The 15,851-nt window shown below is 64.0% G+C and carries 18 protein-coding genes; all 18 read left to right on the top strand.

Annotated features, from left to right (window positions below; genetic code table 11):
- Positions 1-26: 26 nt before the first annotated feature.
- The 18 genes from flgB to NKH54_RS02350 all read left to right on the top strand — a co-directional run bounded on the left by flgB (position 27) and on the right by NKH54_RS02350 (position 15,697).
- The gene (flgB, locus tag NKH54_RS02435; protein WP_023691724.1) at positions 27-407 is read left to right on the top strand and encodes a flagellar basal body rod protein FlgB; all 381 of its coding nucleotides are present in this window, start codon (positions 27-29) and stop codon (positions 405-407) included.
- A gap of 2 nt (positions 408-409) precedes the next feature.
- Entirely contained in the window at positions 410-826 is a 417-nt protein-coding gene (gene flgC / locus NKH54_RS02430) for a flagellar basal body rod protein FlgC (protein WP_023686341.1), read from the top strand.
- Entirely contained in the window at positions 826-1,161 is a 336-nt protein-coding gene (gene fliE / locus NKH54_RS02425) for a flagellar hook-basal body complex protein FliE (RefSeq protein WP_023673649.1), read from the top strand. The genes flgC and fliE overlap by 1 nt, the downstream gene beginning before the upstream one ends.
- A gap of 12 nt (positions 1,162-1,173) precedes the next feature.
- On the top strand, positions 1,174-1,962 hold the full coding sequence (flgG, locus tag NKH54_RS02420; RefSeq protein WP_023673650.1) for a flagellar basal-body rod protein FlgG: 789 nt from the start codon (positions 1,174-1,176) through the stop codon (positions 1,960-1,962).
- A 6-nt stretch (positions 1,963-1,968) separates the two neighbouring features.
- Complete coding sequence (flgA, locus tag NKH54_RS02415; RefSeq protein WP_023807240.1) at positions 1,969-2,496, top strand: flagellar basal body P-ring formation chaperone FlgA; 528 nt, start codon at positions 1,969-1,971, stop codon at positions 2,494-2,496.
- Positions 2,493-3,734 carry a flagellar basal body P-ring protein FlgI gene (locus tag NKH54_RS02410; RefSeq protein WP_023673652.1) on the top strand — a complete coding sequence of 414 codons (1,242 nt, stop codon included), beginning with the start codon at positions 2,493-2,495 and terminating at the stop codon, positions 3,732-3,734. Before flgA ends, NKH54_RS02410 begins: the two co-directional genes overlap by 4 nt.
- 3 nt (positions 3,735-3,737) lie before the next feature.
- Entirely contained in the window at positions 3,738-4,319 is a 582-nt protein-coding gene (locus tag NKH54_RS02405; protein ID WP_353027657.1) for a MotE family protein, read from the top strand.
- Positions 4,316-5,020 carry a flagellar basal body L-ring protein FlgH gene (gene flgH / locus NKH54_RS02400; RefSeq protein ID WP_023691727.1) on the top strand — a complete coding sequence of 235 codons (705 nt, stop codon included), beginning with the start codon at positions 4,316-4,318 and terminating at the stop codon, positions 5,018-5,020. Before NKH54_RS02405 ends, flgH begins: the two co-directional genes overlap by 4 nt.
- 17 nt (positions 5,021-5,037) lie before the next feature.
- Positions 5,038-5,538 carry a flagellar basal body-associated FliL family protein gene (locus NKH54_RS02395; RefSeq protein ID WP_023673655.1) on the top strand — a complete coding sequence of 167 codons (501 nt, stop codon included), beginning with the start codon at positions 5,038-5,040 and terminating at the stop codon, positions 5,536-5,538.
- Complete coding sequence (fliP, locus tag NKH54_RS02390; RefSeq protein ID WP_023686348.1) at positions 5,535-6,266, top strand: flagellar type III secretion system pore protein FliP; 732 nt, start codon at positions 5,535-5,537, stop codon at positions 6,264-6,266. Before NKH54_RS02395 ends, fliP begins: the two co-directional genes overlap by 4 nt.
- Positions 6,267-6,476: 210 nt before the next feature.
- On the top strand, positions 6,477-7,361 hold the full coding sequence (locus tag NKH54_RS02385; RefSeq protein WP_023683303.1) for a flagellin N-terminal helical domain-containing protein: 885 nt from the start codon (positions 6,477-6,479) through the stop codon (positions 7,359-7,361).
- A 282-nt stretch (positions 7,362-7,643) separates the two neighbouring features.
- On the top strand, positions 7,644-8,528 hold the full coding sequence (locus NKH54_RS02380) for a flagellin N-terminal helical domain-containing protein (protein ID WP_023683302.1): 885 nt from the start codon (positions 7,644-7,646) through the stop codon (positions 8,526-8,528).
- A 191-nt stretch (positions 8,529-8,719) separates the two neighbouring features.
- Complete coding sequence (gene fliF / locus NKH54_RS02375) at positions 8,720-10,360, top strand: flagellar basal-body MS-ring/collar protein FliF (RefSeq protein ID WP_023683301.1); 1,641 nt, start codon at positions 8,720-8,722, stop codon at positions 10,358-10,360.
- A 3-nt stretch (positions 10,361-10,363) separates the two neighbouring features.
- On the top strand, positions 10,364-10,990 hold the full coding sequence (locus NKH54_RS02370) for a hypothetical protein (protein WP_023683300.1): 627 nt from the start codon (positions 10,364-10,366) through the stop codon (positions 10,988-10,990).
- Positions 10,991-11,021: 31 nt separating this feature from the next.
- Positions 11,022-12,368: a MotB family protein gene (locus NKH54_RS02365; protein ID WP_023737674.1), complete on the top strand. Its 1,347-nt coding sequence runs from the start codon at positions 11,022-11,024 to the stop codon at positions 12,366-12,368.
- Positions 12,365-13,795 carry a MotC family chemotaxis protein gene (locus NKH54_RS02360; protein ID WP_023740986.1) on the top strand — a complete coding sequence of 477 codons (1,431 nt, stop codon included), beginning with the start codon at positions 12,365-12,367 and terminating at the stop codon, positions 13,793-13,795. The genes NKH54_RS02365 and NKH54_RS02360 overlap by 4 nt, the downstream gene beginning before the upstream one ends.
- A complete protein-coding gene (gene fliK / locus NKH54_RS02355; RefSeq protein ID WP_353027656.1) occupies positions 13,792-15,177 on the top strand; it encodes a flagellar hook-length control protein FliK in 1,386 nt (461 codons plus the stop codon). Before NKH54_RS02360 ends, fliK begins: the two co-directional genes overlap by 4 nt.
- The gene (locus NKH54_RS02350) at positions 15,110-15,697 is read left to right on the top strand and encodes a transglycosylase SLT domain-containing protein (RefSeq protein ID WP_502907455.1); all 588 of its coding nucleotides are present in this window, start codon (positions 15,110-15,112) and stop codon (positions 15,695-15,697) included. Before fliK ends, NKH54_RS02350 begins: the two co-directional genes overlap by 68 nt.
- The last annotated feature ends 154 nt before the right edge of the window (positions 15,698-15,851 follow it).

Genomic DNA, 15,851 nt, shown 5'->3' with positions numbered 1-15,851 from the left:
TTGTACGTACCAGCCTGGAGATCCCCATGGAGCCCATCAACCTTTTCGATCTCGCCGCCAAGCAGTCGCAATGGCTGTCGGTGCGCCAGTCCGCAATTGCCGGCAACATCGCCAACGTCAACACGCCCGGCTACACCGCCGGCGATGTCGAGCCGTTCGAGAAGGTGCTCGACCGCACGGCAGTGTCGCTGACCGCCACCCAGGCAGGCCACCTCGGCACTGCCGCCACTAATGCCGGCTTCACGGTCAAGCCAGAAGAGACGACCGGCGCCATCATGCCCTCGAAGAACACGGTGGTGGTCGAGAACGAACTGATGAAGGCCGGCGAGGTCCGCCGCTCCTTCGAGCTCAACACCGCGATCGTCAAGGCCTTCCATTCGATGATGATGATGGCGGTGAAGAGCTGACAATGGACGCCTTGACCTCAGCCCTCAAGATCGCCGCGTCCGGCCTCAGCGCCCAGTCTGACCGTTTGCGCGTCGTTTCGGAAAATCTCGCCAACGCGCAGTCGACCGGCAACACCCCGGGCGCTGACCCCTATCGCCGCAAGACCATCAGTTTCGTCTCGGAACTCGACCGTGCCTCGGGTGGCACGACAGTTGAGGTCAACTCCATCGACCGCGACCCCAGCGACTTTCCCGTCGAATTCCAGCCCGGCAACGAGGCCGCCGACGACAAGGGCTACGTCAAGATGCCCAATGTAAACGTGCTGGTCGAGATGGCCGACATGAGCGAGGCCAACCGCTCCTACGAAGCCAACCTTCAGGTCATCAAGCAGGCGCGTGATCTGATCTCCATGACCATCGACCTGATGAGGAACCAGTAATGATCAGCGGCATTGGCGGTATCGGATCGCTTCCCCTCAAGCCGGAGATCGGTGGCGCCGATACCACGACCGACCTGTTCCAGGGCACCAGGGCGCCGATGGCCGGCAGCGAAATCGGCACCACCTTCGCCGAAGCGCTGAGCCAGGCTGCTTCAAAGACCGTCAACACCTTGCAGAATGCCGAGCAGGTGTCGATCCAGGCGCTGAGGGGCGACGCCGACACCCGCCAGGTCGTCGACGCCGTCATGAGCGCCCAGCAGGCCCTGCAGACCACGATCGCCATTCGCGACAAGGTCGTCTCCGCCTATCTCGAAATCAGCCGTATGGGCATCTGAGGAGAACTTGCCGTGAAAGCACTCGCCATCGCAGCGACCGGCATGAATGCCCAGCAGACAAATCTGGAAGTCATCGCCAACAACATCGCCAACATCAACACCACCGGCTACAAGCGCGCGCGCGCCGAATTCTCCGACCTGCTCTACCAGGTCGACCGCACGCAGGGCGTGCCCAACCGCTCCAATTCATCGCTTGTGCCGGAAGGCGTGTCGATCGGCCTCGGCGTCAAGACGACGGCGGTGCGCAACGTCCATACGCAGGGCGAACTGACCTCGACCGGCAACAGTTTCGACATGGCGCTGACGGGCCGCGGCTGGTTCCAGATCGAGGGCGGCGACGGCGGCACGCTCTACAGCCGCGCCGGCGCCTTCAACACCAACGCCACCGGCCAGCTGGTGACCGTCGACGGCGCCAATGTCATCCCGGCCATCACCGTGCCGACCGATGCCATCGAAGTTGTCGTCAACAAGACCGGCCAGGTCTTTGCCCGCATCGACGGCCAGACCGACCTCCAGCTGCTGGGCCAGCTGCAGCTCGCCAACTTTGCCAATGAAGCCGGCCTCGCGCCGCTCGGCGACAATCTGTTCCAGGAGACGCCGGCCTCCGGCCCGGCCAATGTCGGCGTGCCCGGCGATCCCGGCTTCGCCTCGGTCGAGCAGGGTTATCTCGAGGCCTCCAACGTCGATCCGGTCAAGGAAATCACCGAGCTGATCTCGGCGCAGCGCGCCTATGAGATGAACTCCAAGGTCATCCAGGCCGCCGACGACATGGCCTCGGTCGTGTCCAAGAACATCAGGTAAGGTTTGATGGTCTCTCCGGCCTCCCGCTCCGCGCTTTGCCGCACCGCGCTGATGCTCGCGCTGGTAGCCGGCGGTGTCCCGGCGTTTGCGCAGGAAGCGGCAAATCAGGAGACCACCACCCAGGTCGCAAGCAGTCAGGCAACCGGCGAGATCGTGCTGATCCCCAACCGGGTCATCTATCCCGGCGAGATGATCGACACCGGCGCGCTGAAACCGGTGACGCTGCTCCCCGGCAAGCACAGGCCAGATGCGGTCGCCACGCGGGCCATGGAACTCCAGGGCAAGGTCGCCAAGCGCACGCTGCTGCCCGGCCGCTATATCCCGGTCGCCGCCATCCGCGACGCCTGGCTGGTCGAACAGGGCGCCGACGTGCAGGTCTATTTCATCGCCGGCGACCTCACCATTTCGGCCACGGCGGTGTCGCTGCAGCCGGGTGCCGCCGGCGATTTGATAAAGGTCCGCAACACCGACAGCGGCAAGATCTTTTCCGGCACGGTGATGGCTGACGGCACCATCCGGGTCAGCGCGTCATGAGACGCGGAGCTGCCCTTCTGCTCGCGGCCGTTGTCGGCCTGCAGCCGGCGCTGGCCGACGGTCTTACGCCGAAGCAAAAGCGCGATCTTGCCGGCCAGAATGGCGGCGCCTTTGTCGATCCCGAATACGATCCGGCCACCACCAACCGCATGTTCAGGGTCTCCAACGGCCCAAGCTCTCTGCCACCCGGCCAGGTCGCATCGCGCATCAAGGACATTGCGCAGCTGCAGGCTTCGCGCGACAACCAGCTCGTCGGCTACGGCCTCGTCATCGGCCTCGCCGGATCGGGCGACAGCCTGCGCAATTCGCCCTTCACCGAACAGTCGATCCGCGCCATGCTCGAAAATCTCGGCATCGCCACCGAAGGCGGCAGCGCGCGGGCCAAGAACGTCGCCGCCGTCATCGTCACCGCCAACATGCCGCCTTACGTGCAGTCGGGCGCCCGCATCGACATCGACGTCTCCTCCATGGGCGACGCCACATCGCTTGCCGGCGGCACGCTGATAATGACGCCACTGAAGGCGGCCGATGGCGAGATCTATGCTGTCGGGCAAGGCTCGGTCATCGTTTCCGGCTTCACTGCCCAAGGCGATGCCGAAAAGCTGACGCAGGGCGTGCCGACGGCCGGCCGCGTGCCCAACGGCGCCATCGTCGAGCGCACTGTGCGCGCCGAATTCGAGGACCAGGCGCTGCTCACCTTGCAATTGCGCAACCCCGATTTCTCCACTGCCGTCCGCATCGCCGACGCCATCAACGGCTACACCTCGCAACGCTTCGGCATGCGCGTGGCGGCGGAGCGCGATGCACGCACCGTGCAGATCAGGCGGCCGAAGAATGTTTCGGCGGCGCGCTTCTACGCCGAGATCGAGAATTTGGTGGTCGAGACAGACACGCCGGCACGCGTCGTCATAGACGAACGCACCGGCACCATCGTCATCGGCAACGAGGTCAAGATCTCGCGGGTGGCGATCAGCCACGGCACGCTCACCGTGCGGATCACCGAGCAGCCGAAGATCGTCCAGCCCGAACCGTTCTCCAAGGGCGTGACAGCGGAGGAACCGTTCACCACCATCGACGCCACGCGGCCTGACGCCCGCGTCAATGTGCTCGACGGACCGAACCTCGAAACGCTGGTGTCGGGCCTCAACCGTCTCGGCGTCAAGCCGGACGGCATCATTGCCATTTTGCAAGGCATCAAGTCGGCCGGCGCTTTGCAGGCCGATCTGGTTCTCCAATAGGCCATGCCGATGATCGATTTCTTTTCCCAAAAGCAGCACCGCCGCAGCGCAGCCTTGGCAGCTTGCGTCATCGCCGCCACCGTCCTTGCCGGCGGCAATGTCCGCGCGGAAGAAGCGGTGCGGCAGGTTCTGCCTGGCGGGCAACAGCCGGCGGCAGTGCAGCAGCTGGTCCGCGAGAAGGTGCCCGATGAAAGCGAGATCCAGCGCTTCTGCTCCAACATCGCCGACGCCGCCCGCGACCGCCGTTACGCGCTGCAGGCCGAAGAGCTGAAGCAGCTGCAGGCCGGCATCGACCTGCGCATGAAGGCGCTGGACGACAAGCGCGCCGAATACGAGCAATGGCTGAAACGGCGTGAAGTCTTCCTGGCCCGCGCCGAGGATGGCGTCGTCAAGATCTATGCCGGCATGAAACCGGATGCCGCGGCCGAGCGCCTGGCCATGGTCAACGCCGATCTCGCCGCCGCCATCCTGATGAAACTCGATTCGCGCAAGGCCGGCGTCATTCTCAACGAGATGGACCAGAAGGCAGCGGCCACACTCACCGGCATCATGGCCAGCGCGGCCCGAAGGGTAGATCCGTCATGAAGTCGCATATTCTCGCCCTGGTCGCCACGGCTTCACTTGCCGGCTGCGCCTCCGACCCCAGGGAGATCGGCAGGGAGCCGGCGCTGTCGCCGGTCGGCACCGGCATTACCGGCAGCGTCAATGCGCCCTACTCCTATCCCGAAACGCCAGCCGCGCCGGTGAAGAAATTCTCGCTGTGGGACGACCGCCAGAGCCGGCTGTTCACCGACCCGCGCGCGCTGCGCGACGGCGACATCCTGACCGTCAGGATCAAGCTCAACGACAAGGCCAACTTCAAGAACCAGAACGATCGCAGCCGCACCGCCGGGCGCAAGCTCGGCTATGACGTCAACCTCGGATGGGAAGGTGCCACCACCAGCGGCAAGGGCGACGCGGGGCTGAGCTCCACCACCGAAACCAATGCGGACGGCGAAATCAAGCGCTCGGAGAACCTCGAGCTCAACGTCGCCGCCGTCGTCACCGAAGTCCTGCCCAACGGCAATCTGATGATCCGGGGCTCACAGGAGGTGCGCGTCAATTACGAGCTCAGAGTGCTGACCATCGCCGGCATGGTGCGTCCATCCGATATCGGCGCTGAAAACACCATCTCTTATGAACGCATCGCCGAGGCGCGCATCTCCTATGGCGGCCGCGGCCGCGTCAGCGAAATCCAGCAGCCCGCTTACGGTCAGCAGATCCTCGACCAAGTCCTCCCCTTTTAGGACTGGAGAACGGCGCCGTGGCAAATGTCGAACAGGTTCAGCAAAAAAAGGGCCCGTCGCTTGTCATCCAGCTTGCGATGCTGCTGGCGGTGACGGGCGCCGCGATCGGCATGGGCTGGATGTCCGGCGGCTATCTGAAGGGCGTCGGGGGACCGGTGCCTGTGCCCGCCGCACCGGAGAACCAGTCCAATGCCGAGCAACCGAGCAAGGCGGCCGAACATGCTCCCGGCACCGGGCCGACGCTTGTCCAGCTGGCGCCGATCACCACCAATCTGGCTTCGCCTGCTGACACCTGGATAAGGCTGGAAGCGTCGGTGGTCTACGATGCGCCGCAGCCGCCGGAACTTACCGAAAGCATTCACCAGGACCTGCTTGCCATGGTCCGCACCCTGAAGATGCATCAGATCGAAGGCGCCAGCGGCTACCAGCATTTGAAAGCCGACCTCGAGGAGCGCGCCGCAATCCGCAGCGGTGGCCATGCCAAACAGGTTCTGATCAGGACATTGCTGCTCGAATGAGAAAACTCGTCCTCGCCGCCGCGATCGTCGTCGCCGCCACCTCTGTCGCCGCCGCCCAGCAGCTCGATCTCGGCGGCATCGGCAAGGCCGACGGCGCCACCGTCGGCTATATCATCCAGATGTTCGGTCTGATCACCGTGCTGTCGGTGGCGCCGGGCCTGTTGATCATGGTGACGAGCTTCACCCGCTTCGTCATCGCCTTCTCGATCCTGCGCGCCGGCATCGGCCTGCAGTCGACGCCGGCCAATCTGATCCTGATCTCGCTGTCGCTGTTCATGACCTTCTACGTCATGGCGCCGACCTTCGACCAGGCCTGGAACACCGGCGTCAAGCCGCTGATGGACAACCAGATCAGCCAGACCGAGGCGTTCGAAAAGATTTCGGACCCGTTCCGCACCTTCATGCTGCATAATGTCCGCGACAAGGACTTCGACCTGTTCGCCGATCTCGCCCGCGAACGCGGCCAGGTCGTTGCCAGGGACACCGTCGACCTGCGCATCCTGGTGCCGGCCTTCATGATCTCCGAAATCCGCCGCGGCTTCGAGATCGGCTTCCTGATCGTGCTGCCGTTCCTCGTCATCGACCTGATCGTCGCCACCATCACCATGGCCATGGGCATGATGATGCTGCCGCCGACCGTCGTTTCGCTGCCCTTCAAGATCCTGTTCTTCGTCCTCATCGACGGCTGGAACCTGCTTGTCGGCAGCCTGGTGCGCTCCTTCACCTGACCGTCCGCGCGCCCTTGGCGCCTTGCTAAAATTTTATGCAATATATTTCCGGTTAACCGTCCCGTTTAGCCCTTTGGTAGGGACTTGCCCGCATATTGCTCGCAGATGGCGGGTGATCGGATCTCACGATCATTGGCATGATGCCGCTCCGTCATACCGGAAAAGCCGGTATGTCAAAAACACCCTGTAAAAATCAAGGTACGAGTAGCCATGTCCAGTATCATGACGAACGCCTCGGCGCTGACCGCGCTGCAGAGCCTGAACAACACCAACAAATCCCTCGAGCAGACGCAGGCCCGCATCTCGACCGGCTACCGCGTTGCCACCGCTTCCGACAACGCCGCTTACTGGTCGATCGCGACCTCGATGAAGTCCGACAACAAGGCCAACTCGGCCGTGCAGGACGCCCTCGGCCTCGGCGCCGGCAAGGTTGACACCGCCTACACCGCCATCAACGACGTCAAGGACCAGGTCGACCTGATCAAGACCAAGCTGGTCACTGCCCGTAGCGCCTCGAAGGAAGACCAGCAGAAGATCGCGACCGAAATCAACGCCATCCAGGCGCAGATCAAGTCCTCGGTCGCCAACGCCAACTTCGCCGGCTCGAACCTGCTGCAGAACGACGCTGCCGCTGCGTCCGACCTGAAGATCGTTGCGGCTTACAACCGTACCGGCGCGACCGTCACCATCGACACCATCGACGTCAAGGCTGCCGATACGCAGGTTCTCGATGTCGCCGGCACGGGCGGCATCGTCGGCGGCCTGCTCGCCGCTGCCTTCTTCGACCCGAGCACCACGGCGGTTACCCCCGCCGCCATCGACACCGCGCTCGGCACTGTTGAAACCGCGCTTGCCAAGCTGTCCACCGGCGCTGCCTCGCTCGGCGCCGCCAAGTCGCGCATTGACACCCAGAAGAGCTTCCTGTCGAACCTGTCGGACTCGATCGACAAGGGCGTCGGCGCTCTGGTCGACGCCGACATGAACAAGGAATCGACCCGTCTGCAGGCCCTCCAGGTCCAGCAGCAGCTCGGCATCCAGGCGCTGTCGATCGCCAACGGCAACTCGCAGTCGATCCTGTCGCTCTTCCGCGGCTGATCTCTCGACATTACGACTGACACCATCCGTCGGGCCGCGCCAACAGCGCGGCCCGATTTCTTTTTGCGGCTGTTGATTTTCTTGCTAAATGGCTGCCGATTTTTGCTCTTGGCCAGCGCCCTGAATGGCTTGGTTTAACAGGCCGTTAACCATATCCCGGTAGTCATGGTTAACCATTCCATGGCGGGCAGACCATACGGTCGATGGGCTTATGCCTACCCCCTTGATGAAGTTGATCCGGCGTGTTCGGGACACGCCAGTGTTTGAAAAGGGGTAAATATCTTGGCTAGCATCATGACGAACGCTTCGGCTCTGACCGCGCTGCAGAGCCTGAACAACACCAACAAGCAGCTTGAAACCACCCAGTCACGCATTTCGACCGGCTACCGCGTCGCCACCGCCAGCGACAACGCCGCCTACTGGTCGATCGCCACCACGATGAAGTCCGACAACAAGGCGCTTTCGGCCGTTCAGGACGCGCTTGGCCTCGGCGCCGGCAAGGTCGACACCGCCTACACCGCCATCACCGACATCAAGGACCAGGTCGACCTGATCAAGGCCAAGCTGGTCACTGCACGCAGCGCCAGCAAGGACGACCAGCAGAAGATCGCCACTGAGATCAAGGCTATCCAGGACCAGATCAAGTCGTCGGTCACCAACGCCTCCTATGCCGGCTCGAACCTGCTGCAGAACGACGCTGCTGCGACCTCCGACCTGAAGATCGTCGCGTCCTATAACCGCACCGGCACGACCGTCGCCATCGACACCATCGACGTCAAGGCGGCCGACACGCAGGTCCTCGATCTTCCCGGCACCGGCGGCATCGTCGGCGCTCTGCTGGCGACGACCTTCTTCGATCCCAGCACAACCCAGGTCCTTCCGGCAGCCATCGACACCGCACTTGGCGCCGTTGAAACGGCGCTTGCCAAGCTGTCCACGGGCGCTGCCTATCTCGGCGCCGCCAAGTCGCGCATCGATACCCAGAAGAGCTTCCTGTCGAACCTGTCGGACTCGATCGACAAGGGCGTCGGCGCACTGGTCGACGCCGACATGAACAAGGAATCGACGCGGCTGCAGGCCCTACAGGTCCAGCAGCAGCTCGGCATCCAGTCGCTGTCGATCGCCAACGGCAACTCGCAGTCGATCCTGGCGCTGTTCAAGCAGTAAGCCTGACCCGGCTTTCTCCTTCTTGAATTGAAGGGCCGCGCCGACAGCGCGGCCCTTTCGCTTTGTGGCTGTGTTTTGACGCATGTCGTTGACCCGGAACCGCTGCACTTCCGGGCGACATGCTCTATCATCTTCGCACAAGCTTCGCGGTCTAGTGTTCCACGGAATATCATGCTGGGAGCGCTTGAATCGTGCCGCAACAGATCCAGAGCATCATCTCGAATCTCAGGGCATTTGGCGTCAGGCGCCTTGCCATGCTGGCCGGCATTGCCGCATTGGTGATGGCCGTCATCGGCATCGGCTCGGTCTATCTCAACCGCCCTGCCTATGAGACGCTCTATGTCGGGCTCGATCGCTCCGACGTGAACCAGATCGGCCTGGTGCTCGGCGAGGCCGGCATCGGCTTCGACGTCGGCTCCGACGGCACCTCCGTGCTGGTGCCGGCCGGCACCACCGCGCAGGCGCGCATGCTGCTCGCCGAAAAGGGCCTGCCGACCAGCGCCAATGCCGGCTACGAACTGTTCGACAATGTCGGCTCGCTCGGGCTGACCTCCTTCATGCAGCAGATCACCCGCGTGCGCGCGCTGGAAGGCGAGATCGCCCGCACCATCCAGTCGATATCCGGCATCAAGGCCGCCCGCGTTCACATCGTCATGTCCGAGCGCGCCAATTTCCGCCGCGACGAACAGCAACCCTCCGCCTCGGTGGTCATCCGCTATTCCGGCATCGACGCCGAAAAGAGCGCCATGTCGATCCGCCATCTCGTCGCCGCCGCCGTGCCGGGCCTGTCGGCCGACAAGGTTACCGTGCTCGATTCCAACGGCAACCTTCTCGCCGCCGGCGACGATCCCTCCAACACAAGTGCTGCCCGCACGCTCGGCGTCGAGCAGACCGTCGAGGCGCAGATCGGCGACAACATCCGCCGCGCGCTGACGCCTTATCTCGGCCCCGACAATTTCCGCGCCAGCGTCAAGGCCGACGTCAACACCGACACCCGCCAGACCGAAGAGACGATCTTCGATCCGGAGTCACGCGTGGAGCGTTCCGTGCAGTCGGTGCGCGCCAACGAAAACAGCAATCAGAGGCAGGCCTCGACCCCGGCCACCGTCGAGCAGAACCTGCCCGAGACCCAGGCGACCAGCACCGATGGTCCGCAGACGTCATCGGAGAATGATCGCAAGGAGGAGATCACCAATTACGAGATCAACTCCAAGAAGATCGCCACAGTCTCCAACGGCTATTCCGTCACCAAGATGTCGATCGCCGTCGTCGTCAACCAGCAGCGGCTGATGACCATCCTCGGCAAGGACGCCACACCCGAACAGATCGCCAAGCGCGTCGCCGACATCCAGAAAATGGTCGCCTCAGCCACCGGCTTCGACGACAAGCGCGGCGACATCATCGATGTCTCGGCGGTCGAGTTCATCGACGGGCTGGACGGCGAGCCGGTCGAACAGCCGGGCATAATGGCGTCGATCGGAACCCATGCCGGTACGATGATCAACGCCGGCGCGTTCATCGTCGTGGTGTTCCTGGTCGCCTTCTTCGGCCTGAGGCCAATGGCCACCGCGCTGAGCGCGCGGCCGACGCCGGCACTTGCCGGTCCGAGCTTCGACGACGTCCAGCGTTCGCTGCCGACACCCGAAGCCGCCGGCGCCGAACCGGCGCCGGCTGCCTTGCCCGGCAGCCGCCCCGGCCCGACTCCACTCGATGATCTTCGCCAGAAGATCAGGCCGGCGCCACAGGAGCGGCTTGCCCGCATGGTCGACATCAATGAGGAGCGCACCGCGCAGATCCTGCGCAAATGGGCGGCCCAGGAAGCAGCGGTATAGACCATGGCCTCGGCAGCGCTTTTCGACCTTTTGCCGGATTTCGGCGCACGCAGCCAGCGTGCCGGCCAGCCCTCGCTCGCGGCCATGGCCGAGCCAAGGCCGGAGACGTCGGCGCCGCAGGCCGACATCGGCGCGCTGATCGCCGAAGCGGTCATCGATGCCGAAGCCGCCCTTGAAGCCCGCCTTGCCATCGCCCACCAGGCAGCGCTCGAGGCGCAGAGACAAGCCAATGCCGATGAAGCAAAGGCCTTTCTGGAAAGTTTCGGCGGCGATCTCGGCGCGGTCGTCACTGCCCGTATCGAGATCATGGAGGCCAAGGTCAGCGACCTCGTCGGCGCCACCATTGCGCGCATCATTGGCGGCCTTGTCAGCGACGATCTGCAGAAGCGTTCGCTGGAAGCCCTTGCCGGCACGATCCGCGAAGCCGTCGGCGACAGCGAGGCGGTGCGCATCGCCGTGCGCGGACCGCTGTCATTGTTCGAGGCACTGAAGGCTTCGCTCGGCCCACGCGCGGCCAATCTCGATTTCATCGAGGCGCCCGGCTTCGACCTTACCGTCGCCATTGACGAGGCGGTGTTCGAAACCCGCATTGCCGAATGGTCGGCCGCCTTGTCGGAGGCCCTGTCATGAGCGGGGGCCCTATTATGAACGAGTGGACGTCATGAGCGTTGTCGAGGCCGCAGACGCCAGGCACGAGATCATCATCGTGCGGCGCAATCACGACGACCACGACGACGCCCACCATGGCGGCGTCTGGAAGATTGCCTTTGCCGATTTCATGACCGCCATGATGTGCTTCTTCCTCGTCATGTGGCTGATCAACGCCGCCAACGAGCAGACCAAGGCGGCGGTTGCCAGCTACTTCAATCCGGTCAAGCTGGTCGATCGCAACGCCAGCCGCAAGGGCCTCGAAGACCTCGGCGATGGCCCGAGCAAGGTCGGGCTGACGGCGGACGACCCGCGGGACAAGACCAGCAAGGCGGGACAGGACGGCATCGGCGGCGCCGGCACCTCGGACAAGAAGCAATCGAAGGAATCGGCACCGAAGACCGATCTTTCCGACGAGCATCTGTTTGCCGATCCCTATGCGGTGCTGTCGGAAATCGCCACCGACACCGGCGTCATGCAAAATGTCAGCGAGAAGGGCGATGGCGGCGCGCAGGCGTCCGGCCCGGCTACCGGCGCATCCGGTGGCCAATCCTACCGCGACCCGTTCGCGCCGGATTTCTGGTCGCAGCAGGTGGCTGCACCAGGCGCCGAAGCCACCGCCGAACGCAGCAAGATCGAAGGCGATCCGCTGAAGCCGGGTGACAAGGCGGCACAGACGCAAGTGGCGGAGGTGAAGGCCGTGCCGGCCGCGCCGCCAGTGGCCGCGGCGCCGCTCGAGCCGCTGGCGAAATCCGTTTCCGATAAGCCACTGACCAAGGCTGAAGCCAAGGCAGAGGCCAAGGCTGAAGCAGCGAAGGCCCAGATTGCAAAGGCCGAAGCTGCCGAAGCACAACCCGCACCCAAACCCGAAGCCGCGGAAAAGGCGCCGACGGCCGCCACTGTTAGAGCCGCGGCGCAGGTCAAGCAGGAACTGGCCGAGGCCTTCAAGCCAGGCGACAAATTGCATAATGGCGTCTCCGTCGAAGCCACCGACAAGGGTGTCGTCATTTCGATCACGGACCAGTTCGATTTCGGCATGTTCGAGATCGGATCGGCGGTGCCTAGGCGTGAACTGGTGCTGGCGATGGAAAAGATCGGCCGCATCGTCAACGAGCAGAAAGGCACGATCAGCATCAACGGCCACACCGACGCGCGGCCGTTCCGCAGCGACACTTACGACAATTGGCGGCTGTCCACGGCGCGCGCCCATTCCGCCTATTACATGCTGGTGCGCGGCGGCGTCGACGAGCGCCGCATCACCGAGGTCGCCGGCTTCGCCGATCGCGAGCCGAAAATTGCAGCCGACCCGATGGCGGCCGCGAACCGCCGCATCGAAATCCTGATGGCGACCGACGGATGAGGCGCGCCGCGATCATCGGCCGCGCCGTCGGGCTGCTGCTGCTGAGCGCTGTCCATCCGCCATCGGCCTTCGCCGAGGACGGCTTGCAGCCCTATCAGCTGGTGCGCTCGCTGCAGCTTGTGCAGGACCGCATCGCCGCCGGCGATCACGCCGCGCTGCCGATGCAGGCCAAGCTGCTCGAAATGGCCGACACAAGGCTGCGCGCGGCGGACGCAGATGATTTCAGCGACCCGAAGAATTTTCGCGCCTTGCTGGTCTATGGCATGAGTGGCGGCAACCCCGTCACCGTCGAGGCGGCGGTGTCGCGCGCCAAGACCGACCCGCAAAGCCTGACCATCGCCAAGGGCATTGTCGATTATCTGAACGGCCGGCAGGCGGCTGCGATCGAGGCGCTGAAGCCGATCGATCCGATGACCCTGCCCCCCGATGTCGGTGCCTTTCTGGCGCTGGTCAAGGGCTCGCTTCTCGCCACCGAGCAACCGGTCAGCGCGCTTGCGCTGCTCGACGATGCTCGCCTGCTCAGCCCCGGCACGCTGGTCGAGGAAGCAGCGCTGCGCCGCTCGGTCGGCATCGCCGCCGCGCAAGGCGACGGTGCGCGTTTCGCGCTTGCCTCAACCCAATATGTCGAAGACTACCTCTATTCGCCCTATGCCAGCCAGTTCGCCGACGCATTCGTCTCCGGCGTCATCACGCTGCACATGGCAATCAGCCAGGACAAGCTCGCCGACATCACCGCAATGATGGATCCCGAGCGCGAGAAGGTGATCTATCTGCGCATCGCCCGCCGCGCCGCGATCGACGGCTTTGCCGATCTCTCCGCCTTCGCCTCGGCCAGGGCTGAACGGGGCCGCGACGGCATCCACAATCAGGACGATCCGCGCGCCCAGCTCTATTCCAGCCTGTCCACGGTAACGTCCGGCACCATCGGCGAGGTCCGCGCCAAGCTGGACAAGATCGATCGCAACCAGCTTTCGCAAAGCGACCGCGACCTGCTCGATGCCGCGCAGGCCGTGGCGGGTGAAGTCATCGCCCCGCCGGCGCCGTTGCCTGCCGAAAAGCCCGCACCTGCCGCGGCCAGGCAGGAGCCGGTTAAGACCGCGGCAGTGGAAAAACCCGACGAGCCAGAGCTGCCGCCGGTCGAAGGCGCGATGCCAGAACAGCCAGCCGTCACAACATCGAGTGAACCGGCAGCAACCGACCGACCGAAGGCGGCAAGTGAACCGGCCGCGCAGGCACCAAGCACGCCAGAGGCAAAGGCGGCGGAAACGCCTGCAGTCGCCTCGGCCAGCGATGCGGCTCCGGTCGTGCCGGCATCGGTGCCGGCCCCCGCCGCAGTAGAGCCTACCGATCCCACCGACGCCGCCATGGCGAGGACGCGTCGCCAGCTCGATTTGATCGACCAGATGCTTGGAGCAGCCCCGAAATGACCACCAATGTTGGCCAGGCCCTGCCGGCTCCCGCGCACGCCGGATCGAAGCAGTCGGCCTCAAACGCCAAGGGCGGCGACAAAAGCTTCGGCGACATGGTGCGCGGCGACGACGATGCGCCGACACCGATAGGCCAGGGAGCAATTGAGGCCGCATCGCACGAGCCGCATTGGGCCAAACGCAGCCCTGCCGGTCCCGGCAAAAGCGAAATCCCACACACCCAGTCTGGCAAAACGGGGACGAAATCCGCTGCCGGCAAGGCCGCAAAAGAACATGCCGATAGTGTCCCGGACAAACCATCCAAGGACGCTGAGGTGGCCGGACGAGACGCGGATGCAGGATCGCTGCAGGATCATTTGCCACTGGTGCTGGCGCTGCACGATATCAGGCATTTCTCAACGGTCCGGACAAGCGGGAACGGCATCGCGACGAATGGACAGACTGGGCAACCGGCGCCCGCTGGCGAGGCCATTTCTGCACAGACGTCGCCTCTGAAGAGACACCGCGCAGCGTCCGGCATTGACAACAGACTCGACACGACGACGCGATCGGAACGGGCCAAGCCCGGTACCAGCGTTTCCGCACAGGACCAGGGGCAAAAGCTGCCCGCGATCGGGCTCCAGTCCGGCAAACTGCCGCACCAGGATGGTCCGACGCCTCCTCTACCGGCGGACCAGACGGCAAGCGACGTTTCGGCACCCGAGGCAAAACGGTCCGCGCCGTCGGCGAAGTCCGTCGATGGAGCCCATTCCGCGGCATCGTCCACACAGGGAAAACAGCCGCCATTCGCTGCGCGCGTCGACATTGTCGCCGAACAGAGCTTCCCCGCGCCGGCGCATAGTCCGATAAGCCAAACGACTTCGGCGCTTATCGACGCGCTGGCTTCGGATAACGGCCTGCGGCAAGCGGTTTCGACGCCGTCGACGACCGCCCAGACGGCCGGTTCTGTTGCCGTTCCGACACATATATTGAAGATCGAGCTTCACCCGGCAGAGCTCGGCATGGTCACCGCCAGTCTCAGGCTTTCCGGAGAACAACTTTCGATAGAATTGAAGCCCGAAACCCATGAGGCTTACCGCCGTCTCGCCACCGACAGCGACGCCATCGTGAAGTCGTTGCGCGGGCTCGGCTTCGATGTCGACAAGGTCACCATCTTGCAACCCTCGATAGCGATCCACGCAGCGGCCCGCAGCGATGCAGCGAACTCGCATCCAATGCCGCAAGGCCGCGACCAGTCCGCTTTTCAGCCCGGAAACTCGAGCGGCAACAATACGGGTTCGGGCGGCCAGCAGTCGGGAAGAAACCGCAATGACGATGCCCAGGAATTCGGCCGCGCTGGCGCGCCTGCTCGCGAGCGCGCTGGCGACGATATGTTTATCTAGCCTCGCCACCAAGCCGGCCACCGCCGCCACCAACCCTTGCGAGCCCGAGATTTTGCGTGCCGCCGACCGCTATGGCGTGCCCACCGGCATCCTCTATGCGGTCGGGCTGACCGAGACCGGCAAGAAGGGTAGCTTGCAACCTAATGCGCTGAATATACAGGGGAAAGCGGTATTTCCAAGGAACCGCACCGAGGCCCTGGCCACCTTCGAAGCAGCCCGGCGCGAGGGCAAGACACTCATCGATCTCGGCTGCATGCAGATCAACCATCACTATCACGCCGCGCATTTCCGCAGCGTCGACGACATGCTGGACCCGCGCCAGAATGTCGACTATGCCGCGCGCTTCCTGGCCAGCCTGCATGCGCGTCATGTCAGCTGGTCGATGGCCGTCGCCCGCTACCACGCCGGCCCCGACAATGACCCCGCGCAGAAATTCTATGTCTGCCGCGTCATCGCCAATATGGTCGCCACCGGCTTCGGCAAATGGACCCCGAACGCCCGCAACTTTTGCAACCATTAGGTGAATCATCTCTTGCGAACGGCTGCAAATCCACGCCCGGCGGGTGACGTGCCACGTCACCCGTTCGGCAACCAACGATACAACCTCCTGATTGCGGTTATTTCGAAACTCGAAATAACTCCCAAGAAAATAGCTACAAGAAATGATGGTTGTT

Origin of the sequence: Mesorhizobium sp. M1004 (genome assembly GCF_040318795.1) — a bacterium.
Classification (GTDB): domain Bacteria; phylum Pseudomonadota; class Alphaproteobacteria; order Rhizobiales; family Rhizobiaceae; genus Mesorhizobium.
The sequence above is the reverse complement of the archived record's forward strand: the minus strand, read 5'-3'. Positions and strand labels throughout refer to the sequence as shown.

Excerpts from the sequence above, each read along its gene's own strand:
- flgB (WP_023691724.1), top strand. The coding sequence starts at position 27 with ATGGAGCCCATCAACCTTTTCGATCTCGCCGCCAAGCAGTCGCAATGG.
- flgC (WP_023686341.1), top strand. The coding sequence starts at position 410 with ATGGACGCCTTGACCTCAGCCCTCAAGATCGCCGCGTCCGGCCTCAGC.
- fliE (WP_023673649.1), top strand. The coding sequence starts at position 826 with ATGATCAGCGGCATTGGCGGTATCGGATCGCTTCCCCTCAAGCCGGAG.
- flgA (WP_023807240.1), top strand. The coding sequence starts at position 1,969 with ATGGTCTCTCCGGCCTCCCGCTCCGCGCTTTGCCGCACCGCGCTGATG.
- NKH54_RS02410 (WP_023673652.1), top strand. The coding sequence starts at position 2,493 with ATGAGACGCGGAGCTGCCCTTCTGCTCGCGGCCGTTGTCGGCCTGCAG.
- NKH54_RS02405 (WP_353027657.1), top strand. The coding sequence starts at position 3,738 with ATGCCGATGATCGATTTCTTTTCCCAAAAGCAGCACCGCCGCAGCGCA.
- flgH (WP_023691727.1), top strand. The coding sequence starts at position 4,316 with ATGAAGTCGCATATTCTCGCCCTGGTCGCCACGGCTTCACTTGCCGGC.
- fliP (WP_023686348.1), top strand. The coding sequence starts at position 5,535 with ATGAGAAAACTCGTCCTCGCCGCCGCGATCGTCGTCGCCGCCACCTCT.
- NKH54_RS02385 (WP_023683303.1), top strand. The coding sequence starts at position 6,477 with ATGTCCAGTATCATGACGAACGCCTCGGCGCTGACCGCGCTGCAGAGC.
- NKH54_RS02370 (WP_023683300.1), top strand. The coding sequence starts at position 10,364 with ATGGCCTCGGCAGCGCTTTTCGACCTTTTGCCGGATTTCGGCGCACGC.
- NKH54_RS02365 (WP_023737674.1), top strand. The coding sequence starts at position 11,022 with ATGAGCGTTGTCGAGGCCGCAGACGCCAGGCACGAGATCATCATCGTG.
- NKH54_RS02360 (WP_023740986.1), top strand. The coding sequence starts at position 12,365 with ATGAGGCGCGCCGCGATCATCGGCCGCGCCGTCGGGCTGCTGCTGCTG.
- fliK (WP_353027656.1), top strand. The coding sequence starts at position 13,792 with ATGACCACCAATGTTGGCCAGGCCCTGCCGGCTCCCGCGCACGCCGGA.
- NKH54_RS02350 (WP_502907455.1), top strand. The coding sequence starts at position 15,110 with ATGCCCAGGAATTCGGCCGCGCTGGCGCGCCTGCTCGCGAGCGCGCTG.